The organism is Bradyrhizobium sp. LMG 9283 (assembly GCF_045571415.1).
Classification (GTDB): domain Bacteria; phylum Pseudomonadota; class Alphaproteobacteria; order Rhizobiales; family Xanthobacteraceae; genus Bradyrhizobium.
In genome coordinates, this window is sequence record NZ_CP120691.1 from 4,460,780 (window position 1) to 4,486,727 (window position 25,948).

A 25,948-nucleotide genomic window follows, 5' to 3' on the forward strand; every position below is an offset into this window, starting at 1 on the left:
CGCGATCTGCCGGCCGTGCCGCGCCAGGCCCCGGTGGCTGGCGTCCTGTGATCAAGGCGTGCCGCAAACTTGTCTGTTGGACTAGACAAGTTACGATTGGCTCGATTCTGTTTTCGATAACGGCAGCAATGGCGAAGTCTTCCAAGCTGGTTGCCGCCAGGCGCGGCAAGGTATTGTTGGTCAGACGCCGGTCGGACGGCCTGTGGATGTTCCCGGGCGGCCGCAAGCGTGCGCGCGAGTCCGAGAAGGACTGCCTGCGGCGGGAGATCAAGGAGGAACTGCCCAAGCTGAAGCTCGGCAGGATCAGCCTTTGGAAAGAAGTGAAGGCGAGGAACAAGCGCTCTGGCCGCAAGATGAGCGACGCGATCTTCATCGCCAAGTCCGCCAAGGGCAGGCTGGCGATCGGCGACAAGAAAGAGATCGACCGCGCCGCCTGGCAGAAGCCCCGCGGCATCCGCCTGACGCCGACCTCGCGCTACATCCGCGACCGCCTGTTTCCGAGGAAGCGGCGGCGGAGCTGAGCTAGTCCTCCCGTTCCGCCGATCGCGTCCGCCCGCCGAATGACTTCGACCGGGCCGCGAGCGGCTCCGGAGCCGCGAGCCTGACAGCCTCGGCCTCCCGCATCTCCATGCGGACCTTGCGCGCATTGCGCATCGCGCGCTTGATGAAGGGATGTTGGGAGTCCTCAGCGAAGAACAGCACCACTTCGCAACTCGGACATTGCCTGGAATAGCCGTCCTGCAACCGCCCGGCGCGATCGCGAAACACGTTCTTGCACCGCGTGCACTGAATCTGGACCGAACTCATGCGCGGACAACAATGACTTTGAAAATGGATCGTCAGCTGATCCCAAATGTCTGAAGAAAGCTTGAATGCCTTTGTGGCCGGACGCTGGCAGAACGCGCGCGGCCAAGTGCCATCGGCCTATCGCGGCCGGCGGCGGAAGACGGGTTGGAACAGTCAGCCAGCCGCTATTGCTTGGCTGCCATCGTCTCCAGGCAATGGTTGAGGAAGGCGGTGCGATCCCTGGGCAGTATCTTCTCGAGATCCGCCTTCAGCGCGCATTCACGCTGGCGCAACTGCTCGGCCCGGCGCTTCTCGGCTGCCTCGCGATATTCGGGAGCAACCTTGTTGGGATCGACCAGCGTCTGTGCGTGGGCGGGGGCCGTCGCAAGCAGCGCGAAGGCGCCGATGAAGAAAATGAATGGTTTCAAATGAGCCTCCGTCAAAGGAGCCATCCTAGCGCGCTGCTTACGCAAGCCCAAACCGGAAGTATGCGGTACCGCGTTCCTGATAGATCGCGCCGGTGGACTTTCCGCCCACCCGCTTGGAACGACTCTGCGCGTCGTGCGTAGATTCTTGGCTCCCGGCCCATCCCCAACCCCAAAAGCCCCCGGGCCGCGAGAAAACCTTCCCCACAAAGGTTGGCGACCTCAGGGCCTTCGCACTGAGGTCGTTTGGCGTACACGTGTGAACCAGTTCACAAGCGCGGGGCGAAACCTCTGCTATGGAGACGTCATTGCTTTACCGCTTCATTTTGAACGAACGCCCCAGCGTGGCTCCAAGCGCTGGGGCTTTTTCGTGTCTGCTACGGCGTAGAGCACCTCGATCGCATTGACTTTGGCATCGAGAGCACGGGCCGCATTTCGCGCGTCCAAACCAAGCCAGTTCCAATGGGCTGGGCGAGCAACGGCCAAGCTGCCGGGATCGCGATGGCGTCCCCGGACGTTGCCCGCGAGGGGTGCGTTCGCGGGGCAAATCCCATATGCATGGCGGCGAGCTGCGGATTCGAGATGATGGCGGCTCGCATTCAGTGTGCGACGGTTCAAGACCAGAAACGGGTTCAAGTGAGGCTTTCCAAAAAGGCAGGGGTGGCCAAGAAGGCGTCGAAGAAGAGCAAAGGATCGCAGCGCGCCACGATCTCGTCTTCCTCGCCCCTCGGCATGATGGCCCTCCATCTGCTTGCACAATGGAAGCAGTCCGGACGCAGTGGCATCGTCTTTCTCGCCGAGAGCGAGAACAGGGCGGAGCGGCTGGGCAGCGTCATTCACGCGCTCGACCCATCCTGCGAGGTGCTGGTATTTCCGCGATTGAACACGCTGCCATTCGATCAGCTGGAGCCGTCGCACGAGCTCGCAGGGCGCAGAGCCTCCGTGCTGAGGCGCCTCACAAGATCCAAGAAACCCCTGTTTCTGGTGTCGACTGCGGAAGCGGTGATGGAGCGCCTGCCGCCGCCGGCGAGCCTGTCGCGCCTGAGCCTCAGCTTGAAGGTGGGCGGCACGTTCTCCGAGCGGGACCTCGAGACCCGCCTCGAGGCCTTGGGATACGATCTCGACGATGAACCGGACTATCCGGGCGGGGCGCTGTTCCACGGCCAGACCTTCGAGATATTTCCCGCGGGCGCACTGGGGCCGTTCCGGATCGAGCATTCGCAGCATGCGATCAAACGGATCGTGGCGTTCGACCCGCATGAGCACAGGATCATCTTCGAGACCAGGGAGCTGCTCGTCGATCCGATGTCGGAGCGGCTCGGCCTTGCCGGCAAGCGTGGCAAGCGCGCGAGCCTGTTCGACTATTGCGGGCGCGCGAAATGGGTCGCGGACGCCGGGGTCCCGCTACACGCGGACGGTTGGCTGAGCACGATCGAGGAGGCCGCGCCCCGCGCGGAGCGTGAGCGCGAATATCTCGGACCGCGCGACTGGAAGCAGCTCTCCAAGAGCATGAAGGTGCTGCCGCGGACGGCGTCGTTCCAGCCCGTCCCGGAATTTTCGAAGCTGACGTCCTCCAGGAAGGCGCTGCGGGCCTTCGTCGAGGAGACACGCCGGGCCGGATCGCGACTGATCCTCGTCGCCGCGCACGAGGACGATCTGCGCGTGATGGAGCGGATGAGCGGCGTCAAGGCGCAGCGCTGCGAGGACTGGGACGAAGCGACGCGCGGGCGGAACGGCGAGACGGCGCTGCTGGCCGATCTCGATGCAGGCTTCGTATTGCCGGGGAAGAAACCTGTGGTCGTGGTGACGGCGTCCGACGTGCTCGGCAGCCGCGCGCATCATCCGCAACCGATGGCACGCGCCTGGAGCGCGGCCCTCGAACATGCCGATGTGCCCGAGCAGGGCACGGTGGTCGTCCACCTCCAGCGCGGCCTTGCCGTGCTCGACGGCTTGCAGACCGTCAACACCGGCGGCGGCGCTATGCGCGAGATGATCCGCCTGAAGTTCGCGGGCGATAATGCGGTTCTGGTGCCGCCGCCCGATCTCGCCTTGATGTGGCCTTACGCGGCCGAACTCGGCAAGCTGGCGCTCGACAAGGCGGACGGCAGCACATGGTGGGCGCGCCGCGGCGAGGCCGAGCGCGAGATCCAGATCGCCGGCAAGGTGCTCGCCAAGCACATCAGCCAACGCCGCCGGCGGCGCGGCGAAAAGCTGGTGCCGCCGGGATCGACCTACGAGAAGTTCGTCGCGCGTTTCCCTTACTTCACGACGATCGACCAGGCCAAGGCGATCAACGACGTGCTGGACGATCTTGCATCCGGTCATCCGATGGACCGGGTGATCTGCGGTGACGTCGGCTTCGGCAAGACCGAGGTGGCGCTGCGGGCCGCGGCCGCGGTAGTGCTGTCGGGCAAGCAGGTGGCGATCGCGGTGCCGACGACGGTGCTGGCACGGCAGCACGTCGCGACTTTCCAGAAGCGCTTTGCGCCGTTCGGCATCGAGGTGGGCAACCTGTCGCGTGCGACCTCGGGCGCGGAGCTGCGGGAGACCAAGGAGGGACTGCGCCGCGGCCGGATCAAGGTCGTGATCGGCACGCAGGCGCTCACGGGCAAGGACGTCAAGTTCGATGATCTCGGCCTCGTCATCATCGACGAGGAGCAGCATTTTGGCGCGGCGGAGAAAGCAAAGCTCGCCTGCCTCGCCAAGAACGTCCATGTGCTGATGATGAGCGCGACGCCGATCCCGCGGACGCTGGCCGCCGGCCTTGCCGGCTTCCGCGATCTCAGCGTGATCGCCTCGCCGCCGGTGCACCGGCTTCCGGTTGCAACCAGGATCGCGCCGCTGTCAGATGCGGCCATTGCCTCCGCGTTGCTGCGCGAGCAACGCCGCCACGGCCAGAGCTTTTTGATCTGTCCGCGCATCCAGGATCTCGATCCCATGCTGGCGCGGGTGCGGGCGGTGGCGCCTGACCTGCGCATCGTCTGTCTCCATGGCAAACTGCCCGCCGACGAGATCGACGACCGCATGATGAGCTTCGTCGAGGGCGGAGCCGACGTCCTGCTCGCGACCAACATCGTCGAGAGCGGCCTCGACATTCCCCGCGCCAACACCATCGTGGTCTGCTGGCCGGAAAAGTTCGGCCTTGCCCAACTGCACCAGCTGCGCGGACGCGTCGGCCGCGGCGGCATCCGCGCCTTCGCCCATCTCTTGACCGAGACGGAGTCCGGACAGTCCGAGAAGCGGCTCGCCGTGCTCGAGGAGTTCAGCCGGCCGGGCGCCGGCTTTGCCATCAGCGAGCGCGACCTCGATCTCAGGGGCGCAGGCGACCTGTTCTCGGAGCAGCAATCCGGCCACGTCCAGGTGTTCGGGCCCGTGCTCTACAGCCACCTCCTGAAAATGGCCTCGGAGAAGGCCGACGAGGAGCGCGCCGCGGTGTGGGTGCCCGACCTCAACCTGCCGGTCGGGGACATGCTCCCCGAGACCTACGTGCAGTCCGAGCCCGTCCGGCTCGAGCTCTATGCGCGCGCCGCACGATGCAGCAGCGAGGATGATCTCGACGATCTCGAGGAGGAAACCTCCCGCCGCTTCGGACCTTTGCCGAAGGTCGCGCGCGACTTCTTCGCGGCAGCCAAGCTCAGGATCGAGTGCAAGCGACGCGGCATCATCCGGCTCGATGTCGGGCCTGAGGCCGCAGCTGCAACGTTCCTGCCGGGCCGCTTGCGGAAGTCGCGGGGAAAGTCACTGCAGCGCGACGGCGATCGCGTCGTTCATCACAGCCCGATGCTGGACGCGCCGTTCGAACGGATGGAGGAGTTGTTCGAGCTGCTGGATGAGGGGTGAGGGCGCCCGCGCCTTGGCGTCGTCGCTCGAGAGCAGCTTGACGTCATTCCCAGCGCGGATCGCGCGTCCGCGAGCTCGCTCAGCGGCCGGGCCTCTTCAATCGCGAATTCGTGGCTGGAACCCGGTTCCACCATTATAGTTAATTGGGGGCCTGGTGATGGAGATTGTCCGATGTCCCATGCCATCCCTCCGGTCATTGTCGCGATTATCGCAAGCTCATGTCTGTTGGCGCTGACGCAAGCGGGCGGCGCAAATGCCGGGTCCGCAGGAGCGGGCATGGGAACGGGGCCCGGTAGCGCTGGCGGCTCGGCACCTTCTGGAATGGGGACGAGTGCAGGCAATGCGGGTCCCTCAGCGCCGCCGGGGATGGGGACGAAAGACACCGCCACCGGCGGAAATCTGGGCACCAACAACGAACCGACTAACCCGAACGTTCAGCCCGCCACGCCCGCGAGGTCCCGGGCGGCAGCTCAGGCCGCAAGAAATGCCGGGGTCGGTCACGCTCAAAATGGCCTGCCGATCGGCGCGATTGGGAGCGGCACGAGCAATGAGGATCAAATAGCCACTGGTTCGGCGTCCCTCCAAAACAGATTCCGGCCGGCAACACAGGCTCAAGGAAGCGCCAGTGATGGCTCAGAAGGCCTGCGGGGGAGAGGCTCGAGCCTTTCGGACCAGATCAGGCAGCCGCGAGCCGCACGAGCTGGAGACAAGGTGCTGGATGCCAAAGCGCAGGTCGAGCGACGAACGAATGTGTCGCCTAGACGCGGTTCGAGCCCGATAAAGCCAAGTCCGTAGTCGGCGAGCGAGGGGGCGACGAGGCATGATCGGTGCGATCGATCGTCGCGGTCTGCCGCAGCCCGATGCGGGACGCCCGGTTCGAGCGGGTGGAGGAGTTATCCGAGCTGCTGGATAAGGGGTAGGTGCATCAAAAATGCGAAAACAACCCCATGCACAGTAGCTAAGTGCTTCTGCCATAATGTCTTCGGCATCGGGCGCAAACGTCGGTCGCGACCACTGCTCCGGGCTGATACAGCCGCTGGTCTGTGATCCGGATGGGGCCAACTGCTCATGCCGCATTCTCTGGCGCCGGAGTTCCAGCACACGTCCGATTGCACCGTCGGGCAAAACAGGGGTATTCTGCCAGCTTCGGAAAATCCGTTTCGAGGCATGCAGGGGCCGGAGCAACTACGCCGTCAGAGTAGCTTCCCGGCCGTTTTCGTCCCTGCATCGTATCGCCCCCGTAATCGACCGGGGTCGCTGAGCCGTCGGCCAGCCCCGCCGCTAACGTGGAATTAATCGGAAATGCTCACAATTTTAGGCAGTTGGAGTTGGGTGCTGCGTACAAGGACTCGTCACGAGGACGTTCCAGGGGCGGCTTCCTGTTGCTCGCTCATTGGGGGCAATGCACGTGACCACGACCTTCGAAACGCAAAGCTTCGCCGAAGAGCTCGACGCGGTAGCACTTGCTGCCGCAGCAGCGCACGAACCCGCAGCCCCGGAGGTTGCAGCGCCGATCAAGCGCTCCAGCCGGAAATCGGTCTTGGTATTCTCGGTGTGTGCCCTGGCCATCAATGGCGCCGCGGCGATCTATACATTGCCATCCGATGTGGCGTCGCTGAATGTCAGCAGCCTGGCTGAACTGCTTCCGCGCCAGGAAGCACCCGCACCGAAGCCGGATCCGGTTATCGCCGCCTTGAAGGACATTCAGGCGGCCCAGCAGCAACACACGGCTTTGCTGCAGGAGAACAACCACGCATCGCAGCAAAATGGGACTCTGCTGCAGCAGGATTCGATGGTGCTGCTGTCTCTGCGGCAGAGCATCACGGACGAGCGGGTCGATGTGAAGAAGATATCTTCGCAGCTGTCCACGCTGATCGCGAAGGTCGACTCGCTGCAAAATGTGATGATGTCGGACGTCACGTCCTCCATTCGACGAGCGAATGCCCGCTATGGACTGTCCGCAGCGATGCGCAAACGGCTGGCGCGGCAGTCGAAACCTGTCGGGCCTGTTTCGGTCGGCGGAGCTCCGCTGAGTGTGCCGGCTGCGACGTCGGCTCCGGAGAGCTGAAAGTACGTCAAGCAACGCCGTTGGGACGCTGTCCTCGCTGACCTGATCCGAGGTTCACGCTGACGGGCCTTCTTGCGCCGATCTGGAAAGCACGGAGCTTTTAAAGGCTTCAATTGTTGGGCCTTAACCTCCAGCCATATTCCTGATGCGAAATCGCGGCGGTGATGTCGGCCTCTTTGTCCGCTGAGAGACGCCAGGCTGCCACCCCGAAGCACAAGGTCAAGACCAGGGCCGTCGCAAGCAGAAGCATCGAGACGAAATGGCTCACGCGCGTCACCAGCGGTTTGAAACTACGAGAGAGCGAACACGAGTTGCCGATTCGGAAAATACAGACGCGCTGACCTAAAGGCCTGGTTTCCACATCAAGTCACATAGGACCAAAGGCGCTCACGATGCCGATCGTGATCGGGACCAGCGCGACGATTGTCCATAAGGCTGGCGAGCTGGAGGATAGGCCGGCGAAAAAGATCAGGAGACCGAAACCGACGAGGGCCGCCGAGATGGCATAGGCGAGTGCTTTTTCCATCGTTCGATCCACGAGGAATACGGGATGGATTGCGCCTGTAGGACTCACCGCCGGTCGAAACGTTCCTGTGCTCATATTTGGATCAAGCGGTGCATCAGCATCTCGGGAGCTCCGCTACCCATGCCGGCCACAACTGCCGCGAGCTCGAGATACGAGCTCGGTCGGACGATGTCCGCGCTCACTCAGCCCGCGGGATTAGCGGCGCACCCATTTCAGGCCCCGAGACGGGTCAGCCCCGGTCCTTCCGCTCAAGCATCGCCACTTCAACTTGGTCAGCCAGGACCGTGAGGTGGCTCGCAAGCCGGTCGAACACTTCGCGCTTGGCTGGATCGGTTGCCAAGTCGCGGATCAGGGCGCATTCGGCCGCATCTTTCCGAAGTTTCTCGATCTGGGCCAGATAATCCTTCATTGGTATTGGCTCCGTTCCCCGCAAACGGAACGGTACAGGCAATGTCCGAAAGCGAACAGAAGTGATTGCCGATTTTTCCTAGTCTTTGGCGGCTTGGCCTTCCCCAAAGGTCCAAGCACCTCCAGCGGCCCCGGCCTCCACACCCCAAAAGCCCCCACGGTCGGGGCCGTCATTGGCGATCGCCCGATCCATCGGTCGTGGCCGTGAAGCTGACCCATTTAGGCGTTCGCGACATTGGGTCGTTGAGCTATTTTGCCGCGCACGCTGCTGCGACAACCGGCGCAGCACTTCCACAGGAACTGTCCCCTCGCCACCGCATTTTCTCGCTTGCATAAATTTCCCGATCGGTCGGGACGTGGGGGGGCGTACAATGGGTACTTGTGATCGCACCGCTGTCCTGAAGCAGCGTGGGGACGAGCTTGCTTCTGGGCTCTCCGAATTGGAACATTTGCGCTCCCGCGTGATCGCGGCCGAGCAAATGCAGCAAATGCAAGAGAGTCATAGCCTCGACGGCAAATCGGCCGCAGCAATTCGCAGGAGTGCCAAGTCCAAATCGTCATCAGCAAAACCCGATCGGCCAAAGCGGCGCTTGGCGCGGCCGTCCAACGTCGGCCAGTGACGCCGGATGCGCGACGTCCGGCAATGCCAATGCCGGCAAGGAAGATACGTTGACCCTGACACGCAAGCTCGCGAGAGCTCGCCGGTTCACGCTAGCGGGCCTTTCAAAAGCTTTCAAAAGCAAGGGCCGCTGCCTGAAGCAGCGGCCCTACCGGGTTACAATAAAGCCGAGATGAAAGTTGCCAGCCCCGGTAGCGGTATGGTCAATCCTGGAGGGATGTTCCTGCATCAACAAATGTGAATCGGAAGGAACGATCCCGGGTTTGCTCCGATGATCGATGGCGGACCGCAGTGGCGCTGATCGCAACGGGTGATGGTGTTTCGCAAGAGCTCAATCCATCCTGCGGGCTAGCTGGAAAAGCTGGTCAAACGTCGGTTACATTCGGCAGAGAATTTTTCGTTCGGCAGGCGCCCCTCGGCGTCGCGCGAGAATTCTGGTTTCAGGCGGTTGAGGAAGAACATTTCGAGCAGGCGGTGGTGCTTTGTTTCTATAGCACCTCTCGGCTCGAGATCGAAGAGTGATCTCACGTGTCCAGCGACTGTCTCTGAGACATTGATTCGGCCAGGAGCGCCATTCATTTCCATGAGCGCCGCGGTATTCACTGCATCACCCCAGATATCGAAAGTGAACTTCTGTCGGCCGACCACGCCGGAAATGACCGGCCCCGTATGCATGCCGACGCGCAGCTCGAGCGAGGGCAATCGAATCTTCTCACGCTGAGCCTTCATGCGGGCGACGGCGCTTTGAAGTTCGAGCGCGGCAAGGCAGGCTTCGATAGGATGCCTGCGATTAGCCGTGGGCACGCCGGCGACCGCCATATAGGCATCGCCGATCGTCTTGAGCTTTTCGAGCTTATGACGTGTTACGATGTCATCAAAAACAGTGAAGTATTGGTCGAGCAGTCCGACCAGAGCGACTGGCTCGATGCGCTCTGCCAGCAAGGTGAACCCCTTGAAATCGGCGAAGATGATGGTGGCCGAGGGGATGTATTTCGGCTGGACTCTGCCATCCTTCCTGAGCTCATCGGCAATCGATGCTGGCAGTATATTGATGAGCAGCTCTTCGACGCGCGCCTTCTCTGCGACGATATCCTTCCGCGCCTGGTCCAGATCCTTATTTGCTCGGTCAAGCTCGATCAGTCTTCGACGCAGTTCCAGCTGCGCCATCACCTGATGCGACAGGCGGCGCAGCGATTCGGCCTGTTCGAATGCAAGCCGGCGCGGTTCGAAATCCATGACGCACAGAGTCCCGAGCGCGTACCCCTCAGTGGTGACAAGCGGCATGCCGCAATAGAATTTGAAGTACGGTTCGCCGGTGACGAACGGAAGCCTGCTGAAGCGCGCATCCTGCCTGAGGTCGGGTGCTACAACGAGTTCAGTGCCGCAAACCGTCTCCGTGCAGAAAGCAATTTCGCGTGGGCATTGGTGAAAATCCGGCGGCAAACCGTATTTGGCCTTGAGCCAAAGGCGATCGTCATCCATCAAGCTGATATAGGCGACCGGACACTGACAAATCTGTGCCGCCAGTTCACCGATTTCATCATAGGCGATGTCCGGCGCCGTATCGAGCATATTGAGCGCGCGAACGGCAGCAAGCCGTTCAGGCTCGTTGGCGGGTATTGGGAATGACATTCTGGCCCTCCCGACTCCGGCTGGCGCTCAATCCGAAGACCAGCGCCGCCTTGGCTCGCCATCCTACCGCGTCGACGGGCGGTTTGGTAAGCTCAATGCGGTTGGAGCCCGCAATCAGGGACGTCCCGGAATGCCAATGCCGGTCAGAGATAGCAAACCTTCATCAGCATTCGAGCGTGGCCGAAATACTCCTCTGGGAATGTGCCGGCTGCGACGGTGCATCCGGAGAGCTGAAGACGAGTCGAGCGAAGCGCTCAGGAGATGTCCGCGCTAAGCTGGCCCACGCGAACGGTCTCCTTCGCGTCGCTCGACACGAGCCGCCATCGAGGATGCTCCGGCCGCGGGTCTATTGCCGTTCTTCGTACTTGTTGCAGCGGCCATCGCCAAGTTGCACCCGGTTGAGTTCCTGAAATGGCGGATCGCAACGCAGGAGCGTGTACGTCCTGTTGGAAGGCGGGGGGACGCGCCAGCAAAGAGTCTGGCCCGCGGGCACCTGGTACGTTTCCCCGCTCGCTAGCGTATAGCTGCACGAAGGACTGGGGTCCTTCGTCTTCACCTCCGCGTTGGCCTGGGTGAGCGAAGCCGCCGCGAGGAGTGCCACCGACAATGCACGCATGGTTTCCCTTTCTCCGCACATGTGACCTGCATTGGTGAGTTGGGATCCGGGCGTCGGTACGACAAGACAGCCCCCGATGACAGATTTCCAAGAAGCACGATCGTTGTGATGGCCTGACGAGTCACCTCTTTGCTGTTGAGTCTGCACGAGCTCCGGCCGTGGCAACCGGCTTGCATCGCAAGAACCCGCGCTTCTCTCTCCTGCTTGTGAAGGCGCGATGGATTGTGGCGAGCCGATCGGCGCATCAAATACGGCAGACGGTTGCTCGATTGGAGTTGATGTGTTGCGGGCGCTCTTTGCCGTGGGTCTGTTGCTGGTGCTGTGCACCTCCGCAAATGCCGCAACGATGCATCATGCCCGCGTACGCCATCCTGCGGTAGACCGGCCCCATGCGAACGCGTCTCGACCCGCGCGCTTTGCCGTTCCAGGTTGGAGCGACGACGCAACGCTGCGCTGGCTGAACAACGCCTCGTCAAACGTCGGCCGAGGCGGATAGCGGCGGAAGCGGGCGCCCGGTCGCAAGCGCTCAACCCATCCTATATGCTGAAAAAATGGCCTGCCTCAGCGCCAGGCTTTGCAGCGCCACCGCAGAGACGAACATTTGAATTGCATTGCTGCTATCAAGCTTAACCTCGACTTAAAGACTCCATCTGATTGCGTTGGTGTGCGTAAAGCAGGATCATTCCGAACGGTTATACGACGCTGTTCGAGAGAGGAGCCTGCCATGACACTGCAGGATGCTTTGGCGGTCTACCTGTATGCTTGGATGAGGGACAAATCTCTCGACGAGGGCCACGAGCGGGTCGTCGACGCGGCGGTGAGGGTCATCGAACAGCAGGCGCGCAAAGCACTGGCGGCGCATTCGCAGAGCGACGAAACGGAATAGCGCCGCGCGTGTGGTCGCTATACCCGGCGGTGCTGTACGCGCAGGGCGGCTCCGCGTCTTGCGTGCCCATCGCAATTCGGTCGGTCGCTCCACGGACTTTTGAGTACCGCCACGGTACGGCCAATCACGATGCTCCACGCGGGATCAGCGGCCAGCACCGTCCAAATGCGGCTCGATTAAATATTTAAGATAAAAGCAAAATTAAATAAATTAAATGTTGGACGGGATTTAAATTTGGATTAGAATGAGAATCGCTTGGCGCCGGACGAACGCGTCAAGGACCTCCTAGAAGCGGCCCCATTATCCCGACCTGCTTACAGCCAAGGATGTAAGGCCGCTTCTAGGGCAAATTGTGAGGCAAATCATGCACCTGTCACTAGGTGATTTGTTTCTCATCTCCGCCGCAACGGGTACGCTCCTACTGATTGAGATCGGTGTTTTGATCATCGCGGGTTTGATCTGAGCCAATGAAGATCTGAACCAATGACGATGAGCGTAGGGACGTTCTGCGGGGCAGCTGCTATCAGTTCTTTTTGTCAGCGTGTTCGGCCTCGACGGCAGGGAGCAGGGCGACGAGGCCGGGATATTCCACTCCATTGCGGACGTAGCGGTTGACGTGCTCGACATAGCGGGCCGATCCGTCGGGCTTGCCGCGCCAGCTGAACAGCAGCACGGCACTGTTGTGCTGGCAGTACGTGGCCGGCGCCATTACCGAAATATTTGCTCATAGAGTGGCGCTTCATTGCCGCGCCTCCAACCTCGCCAGCTCCGGCTCGTCCCATTTCCGCAAAAGCATCCCGAGCGGAGACGTTCCTATTGCGAGGTGTAACGCCGAGTGCAAGGAAGTACGGGCACGACTGCCGCCAACGTTCGATATGCGATCGACCTGGAGATGCAAGACCGACAGCGACGATCGCCTCGTTGGGGTTGCGTTCGAGGTCCGGCGATCTTGACGAGTGCGGGGGGCGCCTGAGTCTGATCGACCGCATGGGTAAGGATCAGCGCATCACCTCCGAAATCGCGCGCATGGACCGCGTCTGCCGGGATATGGCGGAGGAGGCGGCCATGGCGGAGGAGCGCGCCGGCTTGCTGGAGATGGCCGAGAGCTACCGAGCTGAGGCGGCCGAGCTGCGTGACCAGCATATATCTCGGAGCGCCGCGCACGCGCGTAATCGATTTGCCAACACGGTGCCTACACAGAGCTTTTTCAGTGGGCTTGCGATCGTCATTGATCCGGCTTGGTGAGCGCGCTGGGGCTCGAACCCAGGACCCCGTGATTAAAAGTCACGTGCTCTACCGGCTGAGCTACGCGCTCCCATGGCCGCTGATGGCATCGAAAAGGGATCGCCATCGTCTTCGGACATTCGAGAAGCATGTCTTGCCGCCGCGCTCGACTTGCGTTGCGGGGAAAACCGGCTGTTTCCGGATCATGCTGTCGGCCCGCGCTGTGTAGGGGCAGTGGCTGCGGAGGTCAATAGTGCGGGTGGTTGCCAAAGATTGCGGCAGGGGCGGGGATTTGTTCGCGATTTCCGCCGGTTAGGCTGGAACGCTCAACCTGATTGGCGGGGCTGTCATCCACGCTGAACTGCTGAGGGACCGAAGGTGCTCGGCCTGCGTGGTTCGAGACGCCCGCTCTCGCGGGCTCCTCACCATGATGGTCTAAAATCTTTCCGCGTCGCCTGAGCTCATCCTGAGGGCCCGCCGCGGGCGGGCGTCTCGAATAATGGCCGCAGGCGAGCTTTCGTCCGTCAGGTCGTCTCCCGCCGCACCTCGCTCGGCACGGCTTGCGGCGTTCCCACCGGGGTCGGCAGGGCGACCGGGCGGAGGCCGATCAGCTCGGCGGTGCGGATGGCGCTGTCGCGCCAGAACTGGAACGAGTTGATCCGGCTGAGCTCGAGGATGGCGATCGCCACTGCCGCCAGGAACGGCAGGCTTTGCAGCACCAGGACGCCGGCGAAGATGTAGATCTCGGTGATCTGGCGGAAGCTGTTGGAGGCGATCAGCACGCCGGCGCCGACCACGAGCAGGGTACCGATCACGGCCTCCCAGAACGCCTGGAACTCGATCGACATCCTGGACAGGCCGCCCTTGGAGGTGCGGGCGAAGGCGATGTGCTCGGTGATGAGGCCCTGCGCCACGGCGCGCGACACCGTCCACTGCACGCTCATTGCGGCGATCATGGCGCCCAGCATCTGGCCGGGCTTGATCGCGACGCGGGCGCGGTACATCGACAGGAAGTGGGCCAGCGAGACGACGAAGGCGCCGATGATCGGCAGCGTCAGGATCTTGTCGGGGATGGCGATGTCGGCAAAGGCGACGATCGGCACCCAGACGAGGTTGAGCAGCGCCACGACGACGCCGAGGCTTTCGGCGCCCAGCCAGTTGAGCCAGCCCAAGCCATATTCGCGCTTCTGGTCGGGCGTCAGCCGGCTCGCACCGGGCAGGAAGCGGCGCCAGTGCTTCTTGACGATCTGGAGGCCGCCATAGGCCCAGCGGTGGCGCTGTTTCTTGAAGGCCTCGTAGGTGTCGGGCAACAGACCCGCGCCGTAGCGGTGGTTGGTGTAGTGGGTGGTCCAGCCAAGCTCCTGGATCGCGAGGCCGAGATCGGAATCCTCGCAGATCGTGTCGGATGACCAGCCGCCGGCCATGTCCATCGCGGCGCGGCGGATCAGGCACATCGTGCCGTGCACGATGACGGCGTTGAGCTCGTTGCGCTGAACCATGCCGATGTCGAAGAAGCCGGCATATTCGCCGTTCATGATGTAGTGCATGATCGACAGGTCGCCGTCGCGATGCTCCTGCGGCGCCTGCACGAGGCCGACGCGCGGGTCGGCAAAGGCGGGCACGAGGTCCTTCAGCCAGTCCGGCTCGACGACATAGTCGGCATCGAGGATGCCGATGATCTCGGCATCCGCCGCGGTCCGATCCATCGCAATGCGCAGCGCGCCGGCCTTGAAACCCTGCACCTTCTCGGCGTTGATGAACTTGAAGCGTTCACCGAGCGCGCGGCAATGGTCCTGGATCGGCTGCCAGAAGGCAGGATCCGGCGTGTTGTTGATGATGACCACGCATTCGTAGTTGGGGTAGTCGAGCCGCGACAGCGCATCCAGCGTCTGCTTGAGCATGTCGACCGGCTCGAAAAAAGCGGGGATGTGGATCGAGACCTTCGGATAGTAATTCTCCGGCACGTTCTCGACCGGCTTGCCTTTGGAGAGCAGCCGCTGCGGTGGCCGGCCGAAGGCGACGGCCGCGATCTCGTCGATGCGGGCCATCGCAATGAGAACAAGAGGAACAAGGAGGATCATGCCGAGCGTCAGCGCGAAGGCCGAGCCGAAGATGAAATAATGGCTGTTCCAGAACGCGAACACGGTCGCGGCCCAGGCGCCGACGCCATTGGCCGTTGCCGACAGCAGGAAAGCTTGTCTCGCGGTCGCTTTTTCAATCCGCAGGATCGGCAGTGACAGCAGGATGCCGACCAGCAGCGCGATGCACATCAGCTTCCAATAGTCGGGATTCTCCACCGGGCCGGTCCAGGCGAATTTCGGCTCGCGGCTGGCGTTGAGGATACCCCAATATGGACCGACGCCGCCTTCGAAGAACTTCCAGGGCTGATCGATGGCTTCGACGATGTTGTATTCCATGCCGATGGCTTCGGCGCGGGTGACGAAGTTGCGCAGGATCAGCGCCTGCTGGAACGGACCCGGGTCGGCGTTGCGCAAATTGTAGCCCTGGCTCGGCCAGCCGAACTCGGCGATCACGATGCGCTTGCCGGGGAACAGGTTGCGCAGGAGGTTGTAGCGGTCGACGGCCTGGTCGACCGCCTGATCCGAGCGGAAGTTTTCCCAGTAGGGCAGCACGTGCGCGGCGATGAAATCGACGTTGGAGGCAAGGTCCGGATTGTCGCGCCAGATGTTCCAGATCTCGCCGGTGGTGACGGGCACGCGGACCGAGCCCTTCACCTTCTTGATCATGTCGATGAGATCTTCGACCTTCTGCTCGCCGCGGTAGATCACCTCGTTGCCGACCACGACGCCGACGACGTTGCTGTTCTTGCGGGCAAGTTCGATGGCGGCGTCGATCTCGCGCTTATTGCGATTCGCGTCCTTGTCGATCCAGGCGCCGACGGTGACCTTGAGGCCGAACTCGGCGGCGATCGGCGGCACCAGCTCCACGCCGCCCGTGGATGAATAGAGACGGATAGCGCGCGTCATGGTCGACAGCGTCTTCAGGTCGGCGCGGATTTTCTCGACGGTCGGGATGTTGTCGATGTCGGGGTGGGCCGACCCTTCGAACGGCGCGTAGGAGACGCTGGGTAACAGGCCCTTGAAATCAGGCGCGGGTTCCTGGTCACGCAGGACTCCCCAGAGCCCAGCGTGAAGCGCGGACACAAGCAACAGAACGGCGGCGACAACGCGCATCGCGGCTAAACCAAAGGGGCTGAGGTGGCAGGGAAGCGGATCCGACCCCGAGATCCGACCGTGTCCGCGGCAAAGGGAGCATACCTCTGCCGTGCGGTTTCACAACTGTCATGGCCTCATGTCCTTATGAGGGCATGGCCTTTTCGAACGACGCGCGGCAGTGCCAACCGCGTCTATGGCCGATCATTCCTGAACGACAGCTGAAACGATCGCGGCTATTTCTGGGGCGCCGGGGACGGACTTGCCGCAGGCGAGGGGCTCGCGGCCGGCTGCGGTGCGGGCGAATTGCCGGCTGCCGGTGCCGCCGGCTGAGAGGTCGCGGCCGCCGCCTGCTGCGGCTGGGCGGCCGGGTTGATCCAGCACGCGTGCACACGGCTGTCCAGGGTTTCGGCGACCTTCGGGTCGATCTGCCCGCCGAATCGGGTCAGGCAGCGGAACGCGGCCTGGATGTGGCCGCCCGGGCAGCCGAAACGGTCGTAGAGATCGAGATGGCGGAACGCGGTATCGAGATCATCCCGCCACATCAGCCGCACCACACGCCGGCCGAGCCAGACGCATTCGGGGTTGCCGGCCGGGCCGTTGATGACCTGGGCCGCTTCGGCGAATTCGTCGGTGCGGCGCTGGTTCTGGGCGGCATCCTTGGCGGCGTCGGCGGGCTGGGCGGCCGCCTTGCCCTGGTCAGGGGCCGGTGCGCCGCTCTGGGCGGAGGCGCCCCCAAGACCGGCGAGAACGAGAAGACAGGAGACGGCCAAGGTGGCGGCGAACTGCCGCAGGACCGCATTTCGTGACTCGAACACCCGTTGCCGCATGAATTCCCCAATGTATCCGCTGGCCGTCCGCGTCAGGATCCCGCGGACGCGCCGGTGATGGCGTCCAAATGGGTCTCCAATGCGGCGGAAAAGTCTTTGGGAGTCCATGACCTGTATTTCGAATTTTGTCCAGCAAAGTCACAATCCTAGAGCACGGTCGAACGGCCGCACTCAGATTCCTTTTGGGGGAGGGTCGGATCCGCAGTTGTGGATCGGCATTTGGACACCCCCTTGGCAGATGGCGTGCGAGCAGGTAATCGACGGACCCTTCGCGGAGGACGGAACCGATTTCTCTTCGTACGCCACTGGCGCTTCTGCTCGTTTCGTTGGGTGCGATCGCTGCCGTGTGGTGGTGGCTTGCCACGCCGATCACGCTCGCGCGCGCCCCGATCGATCCCGCCGACAAGGTCCAATGCGTCTCCTACGCGCCGTTCCGCGGCGAGCAGTCGCCGCTGGACGCATGGACCCATATCGAGGCCGACCAGATCGAACAGGACCTGCGCCAGCTCAAGCAAATCACCGACTGCGTCCGCACCTATTCGATGGAGAACGGGCTCGACCAGGTGCCGGCGATCGCCGCCAAGGTCGGAGGGCTGAAAGTGCTCCAGGGCATCTGGCTCTCCAGCAACCGCACCAAGAACTTCGAGCAGGCCGGGCTCGCCATTCGCCTCACCAAGCAATTCCCCGACGTCATCACCGCGGTCATCGTCGGCAACGAGGTGCTGCTGCGCGGTGAGATGACGACGGCGGACCTCGTCGCCCTCATCCGCCTGGTGAAGACCCAGGTCAGCGTGCCTGTCACCTATGCCGATGTGTGGGAATATTGGCTGAAGAACCGCGAGGTCTATGACGCGGTCGATTTCGTCACGATCCACATCCTGCCTTATTGGGAGGACTTCCCGATCAAGGCGAAGTTCGCCTCCGCCCATGTCGAGGCGATCCGCGAGCGCATGGCGGTGGCGTTTCCAGGCAAGGAGATCCTGATCGGCGAAACCGGCTGGCCGAGCGAGGGGCGCATGCGCGACGGCGCGCTGCCCTCGCGCACCAACCAGGCGCGTGTCGTGTCGGAAATCCTGAGCCTTGCGAAGGCACAGAAGTTCCGGGTCAATCTTATCGAGTCCTACGACCAGCCGTGGAAGCGCAGGCTGGAAGGCACCGTCGGCGGCTATTGGGGCCTGTATGACTCGGTGCGCCGGAGCCTGAAATATCCGCCGGGCGAGCCGATCAGCAATTTCCCGTACTGGAAATGGTACATGGGCGCGGGCATGGGCCTTGCCGTGCTGGTGTTCGCAGTCGCGCTGATCACGCTGCGCCGGCGGCCGTGGACACCGCGCTTCCCGGCCTGGCTCGGCGTCGGCATCTCGGCGACGACGGCCGGAAGCCTGCTCGGGATCGGCGCTGACAAGATGTATTACGAGAGCTACGGGATCGGCGGCTGGCTGCTCTGGGGCGCGCTGCTGCTGGCCGGCATCCTGTCGCCGATCTTCTGCGCGCAGGCGATGGTGATCGGCCGCAGCCTGCCGACCTTCCTCGATTTGCTCGGCCCGCGCGAGGGCCGGAAATGGTCGAAGCTCACCGCGGTGCTCGGCCTGACGCTGGCGGTGACGGCGGTGATCGCGGCTGCGACCGCGCTCGGCTTCGTGTTCGACCCGCGCTACAAGGATTTTCCCTACGCCGCGCTGACGATGGCGGTGGTGCCGTTCGCGCTGTTGATGTTGAACCGGCCGCAGATTGGCCAGCGTCCGATCGCCGAAGCGGTGTTCGCGGGGGTGCTGGCGCTGTCGGCCGTGTACGTGCTGTTCAACGAAGGCCGCGACAATTGGCAGTCGCTGTGGACCTGCGCGATCTATCTGTTGTTCGCGCTCACGCTGTGGCGGGCGCGGGCCGAGCAAAGCCAAGAATGAGCAGGCCGATCGCAAGGCCGGACAGCACGACATTGTAGAGCACGATGCCGAGGCCGGCGGCGATGAGGCCGACCGTGAGCAGCACGATCGAGGGTCGCATCAGGTTCAGCGTCGCAACCACCAGCGCGACGATGCCGAACACCGAATTCTTGAACAGCACGGTCGCGACCGACCGCGACTTGCAGACAAGGGTCTGAAGCCCGGCGTCGCAGGCGAGCGCGACTTGCGACAGCTCAATCGCGAGATAGCGCACGTAAAGCGCATAGCCGACGGAGGCGAAGCCGACGACGATCAGGAACTGCACCTGGTAGGGCGTGAGGCGGAAGGGCTTTTTTGTCATGGCGGCAATATGGTCGGGATGGCGCGGGCAGGCAACAGGGCAGGCGGAAGTTTCTGCTCGACGCGCGGACTACAATCCCCTTGAACGATCATCTTGCGGCGCGCGCGGCGCGGTCTGACAAGGCAACGGCGCCGACCAGGTCGGCGCCGTCCGGCGGAGTTGAACGAATTCTGCCGCGCATCAATACTTCTTCTTGGTGCTCGAACCCGTGGTGTTCTGCATCTTCTGTCCGGACGCGCTTTCCGAATGGCCCGGTCCAGCGGTGGTATTGGTCTGGTGACCAGGCGCGTATTCGGAGGCGCCGGGAGCTGTCGAGGGCTTCGTCGTGTTCTGCATCTGCTGACCCGGCGCGTTGCTCGAAGCGCCCGGCGATTTTGTCGTTTGCGCAAGCGCCGAGGATGCCGCGAGAACGGCGGCCGTTGCGATGATGAAGGTCTTCACGTGTGTCTCCCTTGGTCATGGAGGCGGGCACGAGCGATTTTGGATGTCGGCCGCTCCGGTTCACGACCGGGACAACTTGGCAATCGGCGGCTGGTTTCCATGACGGGCTGAAAATTGAGTCCGTCTGCGCGCGCGACAGGATGCCGTCATTCACCGTGCGTTCAGGTGGAAGCGGAGTCCGTCCTAGCGTCGGAAGAACGACGACAGCGTCGATCCTGCGGATGCCGACGCCGCCTCCGGTTTCGCCGGCGCCGGCGCAGGCTGCGCCGCGGGAGCGGGCTCCTCGTGCTTCGAGCGTTTTGAGGAATAGCTGCGGCGGCGCTGCGGCTTCTCGGGCTTTGCGCTCGGCGCGGGCGCGGTTTCGGCTTGCGGGACCGCGTCCTGGTTCTTCTCCGAACTCTTCTCTTGAACCCTGTCTTGAGTTTTCTCTTGCCCTCTCTCTTGCGCTTTTTCCTGACCCTTGTCCTGACCGCCACGCATCGACAAGCGCTGGCCGTCAAATACGGTGGTCTCGCAGTGACGGTCGCTCTCGGCGAGGCTCGCGCAGAATTTTGCCGCGACGGCGGCGTTGACCAGGGGGCCGGCTCCCAAGCGGAGCTGCATGCCGAGGCCGGTGGTGCCTTCCTTGATCATGATGATCGGCCGCAGCGCCGCGATCTCCGGATTGGACTTGGTTAGGCTGCGCCAGAGCGCGCGCAGGCCGTCGATCGAGTTGGCGCCGCCGAGATCGATCGCAAAGCGCGTCTGCTGAACCGCGATCGCAGGGGATTCGCTCTCGGCTGCATCCGGTGGCTTTGTTGCTGTCGCGACGACCTCGGCCGGGGCGGGCGCCGGCTCGGCCTTCTTCTCCGCCGCCTTCTCACCTGCCTCGGGTTGAATCAGTTTCGATGCGGCCGGATCCGGGGGCGCCATGAGCGACTTGGAGGGCACCAGCGGAATGGTCGGCAGCGCGGAGTTCATTGCCGGCATCTGTTGCACGAGCGAGGCGGCGGCCGCGGTCTGCGGCGGTGGGCTCGCCGGCTCCTTCAACGTTTCCTTCGCAGAATCCTTGGCGGCTTCGGTGCGCGGCTTCTCGCTCGTCGGGGTCGAGGCGACCGGCGCGACGCTGGGCGCTGCGGGCGCTGGTGCTGCGTCCTGCGGCTTCGCGCCCTGCGGCGTGGCGGTTTGCTTGGCAATGGCGCCGGTGACAGAATCGAGCCCTTGCTCCAGCACGGTGACGCGCGAATACAGGCGGTCGCGGTCGCTGTTCAGCGTCTCGATGGCAGCGGCGAGTCGGCGGGCCTCGTTCTGGCTCTCCTTGGTCAGCTGCTGGAGCCGGTCGGCCTGGCGCGCGAGATCGGCGGACGCAATTTGATCGCGCCGCCAGCCGAGCTGGGCCTGGTTGGCCATCACGGCAAGGACGACGGCGCCCACCGCCGCAACGCCCCACGAGCCCAGCCGCCACATCATGCGCCGGTCGAACGCGTTTTCCTCGACCAGAAGTCCGGAGAAGAGCCCGCCGGTCTCCTTGGCGCCGAAGGCATCCGCCAGTGGGTCGGAATCCTTTGCCATGAATATTAAGTGCCCAGCCCTGTCCGGCTTCCCCGAATCAATCAGGGAACATTAACAGGAAAAGCGCGCCGCACTTGAATTCCGGGCGTTTGCGGGGGTAGCAAGGCGATAGCTACTGAGGGGGCTCGCTGCCCGTCGCGCGATTGATTCGGCCATATTTGACAGGATTTCGATGACCGCCCGTTCTAGTCTTACGATAGTGCTCGCCGCCGGAGAAGGCACGCGCATGCGATCGAGCCTGCCGAAGGTGCTGCACCCCGTGGCCTCCCAGACGCTGCTCGCCCATGTGCTCGCCGCCGCACCCAAGGGAACCGGCACCTCACTTGCCGTCGTGATCGGCCCCGATCACCAGGCGGTTGCGAATGAGGCAAGGCGCATCAGGCCCGACGCGCTCACCTTCGTGCAGGCCGAGCGGCTTGGCACCGCGCATGCGGTGCTGGCGGCGCGCGAGGCGATCGCGCGTGGCGCGGACGATCTCCTCATTGCCTTCGGCGACACGCCGCTGATCTCGGCCGAAACCTTTGCGCGGCTGCGCGCGCCGCTCGCGAAGGGTGCCGCAATTGCCGCGCTTGGCTTTCGCGCCGCCGATCCGACCGGCTATGGCCGCTTCATCGTCGAGGGCGAGCGCCTGATCGCGATCCGCGAGCAAGCCGACGCCAGTGCGGAAGAGTGCAAGATCGATCTGTGCAACGCCGGCGTGATGGCGATCGACGGCCGCCGCGCGCTCGACATCCTCGGGCAAATCGGCAATGCGAATTCCAAGGGCGAATATTATCTGACGGACGCCGTCGAAATCGTCCGCAAGCAGGGATGGGAGTCCATGGTGATCGAGACCAGCGAGGACGAGGTGCGCGGCATCAACACCAAGGCGCAGCTCGCGGAAGCAGAAAGCGTGATGCAGGCGCGCTTGCGCAAAGCGGCGATGGCGGCCGGTGTCACGCTGATCGCGCCGGAAACCGTCTATCTCTCCGCCGACACCGTGTTCGGCAAGGACGTGACCATCGAGCCGTTCGTGGTGATCGGCCCCGGCGTGTCGATCGCGGACGGCACCGTGATCCATTCCTTCTCACACATCGTGCAGACCACGCTCGGCAAGAACGTCTCGATCGGTCCCTATGCGCGGCTGCGTCCCGGCACCTCGCTCGGCGATGGCGCGCGCATCGGCAATTTCGTGGAGACCAAGGCGGCGACGCTGGAGGCCGGCGTCAAGGTCAACCATCTCTCCTACATCGGCGATGCCACCGTCGGCGCCAATTCCAACATCGGCGCCGGCACCATCACCTGCAACTACGATGGCTTCAAGAAGCACAAGACGGTCATCGGGCAGGGCGCCTTCGTCGGCACCAACTCCTCGCTGGTCGCACCTGTGACAATCGGCAACGGCGCCTATATCGGCTCCGGCTCGGTGATCACGAAGGATGTACCCGACGACGCGATGGCACTGGAGCGCAACCAGCAAACCATCCGGGAGGGCGGCGCGGCGCGTTATCGCGAGCTGAAGACCGGCGGGAAGAAGGCCGAAAAATAAGCGCCGCTATTCGTCGTCGGCGAATTCGGAGAAGACGGCGCGGGTCAGGCGCCAGCCGCGCGGCTTGGCGCGCTTGGCCGGTTCGCCCTGGACATGCTTGACGAAGACCGGCTTGTTCTCCTTGCCGCGCAGGGGCGGCGGCCAATGCGCAAGGTGCGTGCCCGTGGTCTCGCTGGCGCGCAGATACATCGACGACAAACCTTTGCGGTCGGATGAGCCGTTCATGGCCTCGTTCTCCTGACCGGAATCGTTGGTCAAACTTATTGACAACAAGTTAATGCGCGGGGTTAAAGGCCGGCCAATTCGACGCAGGCGAAGTTCAAGGTCGTGACCCCGTGCTGTCTCAATCAGCAATAATTATTGAGTTTCTGGTTCCTTGGGAACTTCGCTAAAAACCGAGGGAATCGGTTTAGGCGATTTTTCGGCGATTTGGGGGATAGTGAGCCGCATGTGCGGGATTGTCGGAATTCTCGGGCGCGAGCCGGTTGCAGAGCAATTGGTGGATTCGCTCAAACGTCTCGAATATCGCGGCTATGATTCCGCAGGCGTTGCCACGCTCGAAGGCAAGCAGCTGGAGCGCCGCCGCGCCGAGGGCAAGCTGAAGAATCTGGAGAAGCGGCTCGAGACGGAGCCGCTCAAGGGTACGACCGGCATCGGTCACACCCGCTGGGCCACCCACGGCAAACCAACCGTCAACAACGCCCATCCGCACGCGACCGAGCGCGTCGCCGTCGTTCACAACGGCATCATCGAGAATTTCCGCGAGCTGCGCGAGGAGCTCGAGACGAAGGGCACGGTGTTCCACACCGAGACCGACACCGAGATCGTGGTGCACCTGGTCGACGATCTGCTCGCGCGCGGCAACAAACCGGTCGAAGCCGTCAAGCTGACGCTGGCGCGCCTGCGCGGCGCCTTTGCGCTCGGCTTCATCTTCGCCGGCGACAATGACCTCATGATCGGTGCCCGCAACGGACCGCCGCTGGCGATTGGTTACGGCGACGGCGAGATGTATCTCGGGTCCGATGCCATCGCGCTCGGCCCGTTCACCGATACGATCAGCTATCTCGAGGACGGCGACTGGGTCGTGCTGACCCGCAACAGCGCGACGATCTTCGACAAGGACGGCTACGCCGTCCAGCGCGACAAGATCAAGCACGCCGCCTCGACCTCGCTGGTCGACAAAGCCAATTACCGCCACTTCATGGCGAAGGAGATCCACGAGCAGCCGGAAGTGGTCGGCCACACGCTGGCGCGCTACGTCGACATGGCGACCGAGCGCGTCGCGTTGCCGGTCAAGCTGCCGTTCGACTTCAAGAACATCCAGCGCATCAACATCACGGCGTGTGGCACCGCGAGCTATGCCGGCTTCGTCGCAAAATACTGGTTCGAGCGCTTCGCGCGTGTGCCGGTCGAGGTCGACGTCGCCTCCGAATTCCGCTACCGCGAGGCGCCCTTGCGCAAGGGCGACCTCGCCATCTTCATCTCGCAATCGGGCGAGACCGCCGACACCCTGGCCGCGCTGCGCTATGCCAAGGCCGAGGGGGTGCACACGATCGCCGTCGTCAACGTGCCGACCTCGACGATCGCGCGCGAGAGCGAGACCGTGCTGCAGACGCTCGCCGGCCCCGAGATCGGCGTCGCCTCGACCAAAGCCTTCACCTGTCAGCTCATGGTGCTGGCAAACCTGGCGATCGCGGCCGGCAAGGCCCGTGGCGAATTGTCCGACGAGGACGAGACCAAGCTGGTCCATGGCCTCGTCGAGGTCCCGCGCTTGATGGCAGACGCGCTCACCACCGAGCTGCAGATCGAGAAACTCTCGCGCGAGATCGCGAAGTCGCGCGACGTGCTCTATCTCGGTCGCGGCACCAGCTTCCCGCTGGCGCTCGAAGGTGCGCTGAAGCTGAAGGAGATCTCCTACATTCACGCCGAAGGCTATGCCGCCGGCGAGCTCAAGCACGGGCCGATCGCGCTGATCGACGAGACCATGCCGGTCGTCGTCATCGCGCCCCATGACCGCGTATTCGAGAAGACCGTCTCCAACATGCAGGAGGTCGCCGCCCGCGGCGGCAACATCATCCTCATGACCGATGCCAAGGGTGCGGAGGAGGCGACGATCGAGTCTCTCGTCACCATCGTCATGCCCGACATGGCGGCGGCCTTCACGCCGATGGTCTATGCCGTCCCGGTGCAGCTGCTCGCCTATCACACGGCTGTCGTGATGGGGACCGATGTCGACCAGCCGCGCAACCTCGCGAAATCAGTGACCGTGGAGTAGGCAGCCGGGATATCGGTCAGTCGCAGTCTTCCAAAACCTGCTAGAAGACCCTAGCTTGTTTGAAGCGACCGACCTGGAACCCGAATGACCCCCCGCGACGACGCGCCTGCGCCCCTTGATCCCGTTCCGGAACCGCATACCGGCCTGATGGGCCGCTTCCGCAACTATTTTCTCACCGGGCTCGTGGTGACGGGGCCGATTGCGATCACCCTCTATCTGGTCTGGTGGTTCGTCACCTGGGTCGACGGCGTGGTGCGGCCGTTCGTGCCGCTGGCCTATCGGCCGGAAACCTATCTGCCCTATGGCGTCCCCGGTTGGGGACTGATTGTCGCATTCTTCACGCTGACGCTGGTCGGCTTCCTCGCGGCCAATTTGATCGGCCGCACGCTGGTGGATGTCGGCGAGACCTTCCTGGGCCGGATCCCGGCGGTGCGCGCCATTTATCGCGGCCTGAAGCAGGTGTTCGAGACGCTGTTCTCGGGCAAGGGCTCGAGCTTCCGCAAAGTCGGCCTCGTCGAATTTCCCTCACCGGGCATGTGGTCAATCGTGCTGATCTCGCAATCGCCGAACGAGGACATCGCACGCAACCTGCCGGGGCAGGAGGAGCACGTCTCGGTGTTCCTGCCGTGCTCGCCGAACCCGACGACCGGCTTCTTCTTCTATGTCCCGAAGAGCAAGATCATCGAGGTCGACCTCAGCGCCGAGGATGCCGCGACGCTGATCATGTCGGCTGGCGTGGTGCAGCCGGGCTCGGCACCCGATCCGAAGAAGGCGGCGGCGCTTGCCGGCGTGGCGAACGCCGCGCGTATTGCCAATGCCTCCAAGCTCCAACCCGAGCCTGCGAAGGCGGAGTAGGGCCATTCCGTCGCGGGATGA

The 25,948-nt window shown here is 63.4% G+C and carries 21 protein-coding genes and 1 tRNA gene; 9 read left to right on the plus strand and 13 right to left on the minus strand.

Going from position 1 to position 25,948, the window contains the following annotated elements:
* Positions 1 to 128: 128 nt before the first annotated feature.
* Complete coding sequence (locus tag P6U29_RS21090) at positions 129 to 521, plus strand: NUDIX hydrolase (RefSeq protein ID WP_124158242.1); 393 nt, start codon at positions 129 to 131, stop codon at positions 519 to 521.
* 1 nt (position 522) lies between these two features.
* On the opposite strand, the gene P6U29_RS21095 is transcribed toward P6U29_RS21090, so the two are convergent.
* Positions 523 to 768, minus strand: a complete 246-nt coding sequence (locus tag P6U29_RS21095; RefSeq protein ID WP_407112085.1) for a hypothetical protein — start codon at positions 766 to 768, stop codon at positions 523 to 525.
* 203 nt (positions 769 to 971) lie between these two features.
* Complete coding sequence (locus P6U29_RS21100) at positions 972 to 1,214, minus strand: hypothetical protein (RefSeq protein WP_407112086.1); 243 nt, start codon at positions 1,212 to 1,214, stop codon at positions 972 to 974.
* 729 nt (positions 1,215 to 1,943) lie between these two features.
* Here P6U29_RS21100 and P6U29_RS21105 point away from each other — a divergent pair.
* Entirely contained in the window at positions 1,944 to 5,051 is a 3,108-nt protein-coding gene (locus P6U29_RS21105) for a DEAD/DEAH box helicase (RefSeq protein WP_407119382.1), read from the plus strand.
* A gap of 1,402 nt (positions 5,052 to 6,453) precedes the next feature.
* Positions 6,454 to 7,119 carry a hypothetical protein gene (locus tag P6U29_RS21110; RefSeq protein ID WP_407112087.1) on the plus strand — a complete coding sequence of 222 codons (666 nt, stop codon included), beginning with the start codon at positions 6,454 to 6,456 and terminating at the stop codon, positions 7,117 to 7,119.
* A gap of 367 nt (positions 7,120 to 7,486) precedes the next feature.
* Here the strand turns inward: P6U29_RS21110 and P6U29_RS21115 are convergent, their stop codons facing one another.
* The 3 genes from P6U29_RS21115 to P6U29_RS21125 all read right to left on the minus strand — a co-directional run bounded on the left by P6U29_RS21115 (position 7,487) and on the right by P6U29_RS21125 (position 10,304).
* A complete protein-coding gene (locus P6U29_RS21115; protein ID WP_407112088.1) occupies positions 7,487 to 7,645 on the minus strand; it encodes a hypothetical protein in 159 nt (52 codons plus the stop codon).
* A 229-nt stretch (positions 7,646 to 7,874) separates the two neighbouring features.
* Positions 7,875 to 8,054, minus strand: coding sequence for a hypothetical protein (locus P6U29_RS21120; RefSeq protein ID WP_407112089.1), 180 nt, complete (start codon positions 8,052 to 8,054; stop codon positions 7,875 to 7,877).
* A 966-nt stretch (positions 8,055 to 9,020) separates the two neighbouring features.
* Positions 9,021 to 10,304 carry an adenylate/guanylate cyclase domain-containing protein gene (locus P6U29_RS21125; RefSeq protein ID WP_407112090.1) on the minus strand — a complete coding sequence of 428 codons (1,284 nt, stop codon included), beginning with the start codon at positions 10,302 to 10,304 and terminating at the stop codon, positions 9,021 to 9,023.
* A 1,340-nt stretch (positions 10,305 to 11,644) separates the two neighbouring features.
* On the opposite strand from P6U29_RS21125, the gene P6U29_RS21130 reads away from it, so the two are divergent.
* Positions 11,645 to 11,806, plus strand: a complete 162-nt coding sequence (locus P6U29_RS21130) for a hypothetical protein (protein ID WP_407112091.1) — start codon at positions 11,645 to 11,647, stop codon at positions 11,804 to 11,806.
* Between the two features lie 523 nt (positions 11,807 to 12,329).
* Here the strand turns inward: P6U29_RS21130 and P6U29_RS21135 are convergent.
* Positions 12,330 to 12,515 (minus strand): hypothetical protein, encoded by a 186-nt coding sequence (locus P6U29_RS21135; RefSeq protein WP_407112092.1) that lies wholly within the window; start codon positions 12,513 to 12,515, stop codon positions 12,330 to 12,332.
* 278 nt (positions 12,516 to 12,793) lie between these two features.
* Here P6U29_RS21135 and P6U29_RS21140 point away from each other — a divergent pair, with 278 nt between their 5' ends.
* Positions 12,794 to 13,051: a hypothetical protein gene (locus P6U29_RS21140; RefSeq protein WP_407112093.1), complete on the plus strand. Its 258-nt coding sequence runs from the start codon at positions 12,794 to 12,796 to the stop codon at positions 13,049 to 13,051.
* Here P6U29_RS21140 and P6U29_RS21145 read toward each other — a convergent pair.
* The 3 genes from P6U29_RS21145 to P6U29_RS21155 form a co-directional block, all read right to left on the minus strand.
* A tRNA-Lys gene (locus P6U29_RS21145) sits at positions 13,046 to 13,121 on the minus strand. The genes P6U29_RS21140 and P6U29_RS21145 overlap by 6 nt on opposite strands.
* Positions 13,122 to 13,554: 433 nt before the next feature.
* The gene (locus P6U29_RS21150; protein ID WP_407112094.1) at positions 13,555 to 16,224 is read right to left on the minus strand and encodes a glycosyltransferase; all 2,670 of its coding nucleotides are present in this window, start codon (positions 16,222 to 16,224) and stop codon (positions 13,555 to 13,557) included.
* A gap of 215 nt (positions 16,225 to 16,439) precedes the next feature.
* Positions 16,440 to 17,033, minus strand: a complete 594-nt coding sequence (locus P6U29_RS21155) for a beta-1-3, beta-1-6-glucan biosynthesis protein (protein ID WP_407112095.1) — start codon at positions 17,031 to 17,033, stop codon at positions 16,440 to 16,442.
* Between the two features lie 344 nt (positions 17,034 to 17,377).
* Between P6U29_RS21155 and P6U29_RS21160 the strand changes: the two genes are divergently transcribed.
* Positions 17,378 to 18,937 (plus strand): beta-(1-6) glucans synthase, encoded by a 1,560-nt coding sequence (locus tag P6U29_RS21160; protein ID WP_407112096.1) that lies wholly within the window; start codon positions 17,378 to 17,380, stop codon positions 18,935 to 18,937.
* Here the strand turns inward: P6U29_RS21160 and P6U29_RS21165 are convergent.
* The 3 genes from P6U29_RS21165 to P6U29_RS21175 all read right to left on the minus strand — a co-directional run bounded on the left by P6U29_RS21165 (position 18,897) and on the right by P6U29_RS21175 (position 21,269).
* Positions 18,897 to 19,277 (minus strand): hypothetical protein, encoded by a 381-nt coding sequence (locus P6U29_RS21165; protein ID WP_407112097.1) that lies wholly within the window; start codon positions 19,275 to 19,277, stop codon positions 18,897 to 18,899. The two genes, P6U29_RS21160 and P6U29_RS21165, sit on opposite strands and share 41 nt — an antisense overlap.
* Before the next feature lie 180 nt (positions 19,278 to 19,457).
* Entirely contained in the window at positions 19,458 to 19,718 is a 261-nt protein-coding gene (locus P6U29_RS21170) for a hypothetical protein (protein ID WP_407112098.1), read from the minus strand.
* A gap of 183 nt (positions 19,719 to 19,901) precedes the next feature.
* Positions 19,902 to 21,269 carry a hypothetical protein gene (locus P6U29_RS21175; RefSeq protein WP_407112099.1) on the minus strand — a complete coding sequence of 456 codons (1,368 nt, stop codon included), beginning with the start codon at positions 21,267 to 21,269 and terminating at the stop codon, positions 19,902 to 19,904.
* 172 nt (positions 21,270 to 21,441) lie between these two features.
* On the opposite strand from P6U29_RS21175, the gene glmU reads away from it, so the two are divergent.
* Positions 21,442 to 22,797, plus strand: a complete 1,356-nt coding sequence (gene glmU, locus P6U29_RS21180; protein ID WP_407112100.1) for a bifunctional UDP-N-acetylglucosamine diphosphorylase/glucosamine-1-phosphate N-acetyltransferase GlmU — start codon at positions 21,442 to 21,444, stop codon at positions 22,795 to 22,797.
* Positions 22,798 to 22,803: 6 nt separating this feature from the next.
* Here the strand turns inward: glmU and P6U29_RS21185 are convergent, their stop codons facing one another.
* Positions 22,804 to 23,022: a hypothetical protein gene (locus P6U29_RS21185; protein ID WP_407112102.1), complete on the minus strand. Its 219-nt coding sequence runs from the start codon at positions 23,020 to 23,022 to the stop codon at positions 22,804 to 22,806.
* A gap of 223 nt (positions 23,023 to 23,245) precedes the next feature.
* Here P6U29_RS21185 and glmS point away from each other — a divergent pair, with 223 nt between their 5' ends.
* Positions 23,246 to 25,072, plus strand: coding sequence for a glutamine--fructose-6-phosphate transaminase (isomerizing) (gene glmS, locus P6U29_RS21190; RefSeq protein WP_407112103.1), 1,827 nt, complete (start codon positions 23,246 to 23,248; stop codon positions 25,070 to 25,072).
* A gap of 84 nt (positions 25,073 to 25,156) precedes the next feature.
* Positions 25,157 to 25,927, plus strand: a complete 771-nt coding sequence (locus tag P6U29_RS21195; RefSeq protein WP_122403204.1) for a DUF502 domain-containing protein — start codon at positions 25,157 to 25,159, stop codon at positions 25,925 to 25,927.
* The last annotated feature ends 21 nt before the right edge of the window (positions 25,928 to 25,948 follow it).

What these genes read in the sequence shown, in the direction of transcription:
- P6U29_RS21090 (WP_124158242.1), top strand. Translation starts at nt 129, where the DNA reads ATGGCGAAGTCTTCCAAGCTGGTTGCCGCCAGGCGCGGCAAGGTATTG.
- P6U29_RS21105 (WP_407119382.1), top strand. Translation starts at nt 1,944, where the DNA reads ATGATGGCCCTCCATCTGCTTGCACAATGGAAGCAGTCCGGACGCAGT.
- P6U29_RS21110 (WP_407112087.1), top strand. Translation starts at nt 6,454, where the DNA reads ATGCACGTGACCACGACCTTCGAAACGCAAAGCTTCGCCGAAGAGCTC.
- P6U29_RS21115 (WP_407112088.1), bottom strand. Translation starts at nt 7,645, where the DNA reads ATGGAAAAAGCACTCGCCTATGCCATCTCGGCGGCCCTCGTCGGTTTC.
- P6U29_RS21120 (WP_407112089.1), bottom strand. Translation starts at nt 8,054, where the DNA reads ATGAAGGATTATCTGGCCCAGATCGAGAAACTTCGGAAAGATGCGGCC.
- P6U29_RS21125 (WP_407112090.1), bottom strand. Translation starts at nt 10,304, where the DNA reads ATGTCATTCCCAATACCCGCCAACGAGCCTGAACGGCTTGCTGCCGTT.
- P6U29_RS21130 (WP_407112091.1), top strand. Translation starts at nt 11,645, where the DNA reads ATGACACTGCAGGATGCTTTGGCGGTCTACCTGTATGCTTGGATGAGG.
- P6U29_RS21135 (WP_407112092.1), bottom strand. Translation starts at nt 12,515, where the DNA reads ATGGCGCCGGCCACGTACTGCCAGCACAACAGTGCCGTGCTGCTGTTC.
- P6U29_RS21140 (WP_407112093.1), top strand. Translation starts at nt 12,794, where the DNA reads ATGGGTAAGGATCAGCGCATCACCTCCGAAATCGCGCGCATGGACCGC.
- P6U29_RS21150 (WP_407112094.1), bottom strand. Translation starts at nt 16,224, where the DNA reads ATGCGCGTTGTCGCCGCCGTTCTGTTGCTTGTGTCCGCGCTTCACGCT.
- P6U29_RS21155 (WP_407112095.1), bottom strand. Translation starts at nt 17,033, where the DNA reads ATGCGGCAACGGGTGTTCGAGTCACGAAATGCGGTCCTGCGGCAGTTC.
- P6U29_RS21165 (WP_407112097.1), bottom strand. Translation starts at nt 19,277, where the DNA reads ATGACAAAAAAGCCCTTCCGCCTCACGCCCTACCAGGTGCAGTTCCTG.
- P6U29_RS21175 (WP_407112099.1), bottom strand. Translation starts at nt 21,269, where the DNA reads ATGGCAAAGGATTCCGACCCACTGGCGGATGCCTTCGGCGCCAAGGAG.
- glmU (WP_407112100.1), top strand. Translation starts at nt 21,442, where the DNA reads ATGACCGCCCGTTCTAGTCTTACGATAGTGCTCGCCGCCGGAGAAGGC.
- P6U29_RS21185 (WP_407112102.1), bottom strand. Translation starts at nt 23,022, where the DNA reads ATGAACGGCTCATCCGACCGCAAAGGTTTGTCGTCGATGTATCTGCGC.
- glmS (WP_407112103.1), top strand. Translation starts at nt 23,246, where the DNA reads ATGTGCGGGATTGTCGGAATTCTCGGGCGCGAGCCGGTTGCAGAGCAA.
- P6U29_RS21195 (WP_122403204.1), top strand. Translation starts at nt 25,157, where the DNA reads ATGACCCCCCGCGACGACGCGCCTGCGCCCCTTGATCCCGTTCCGGAA.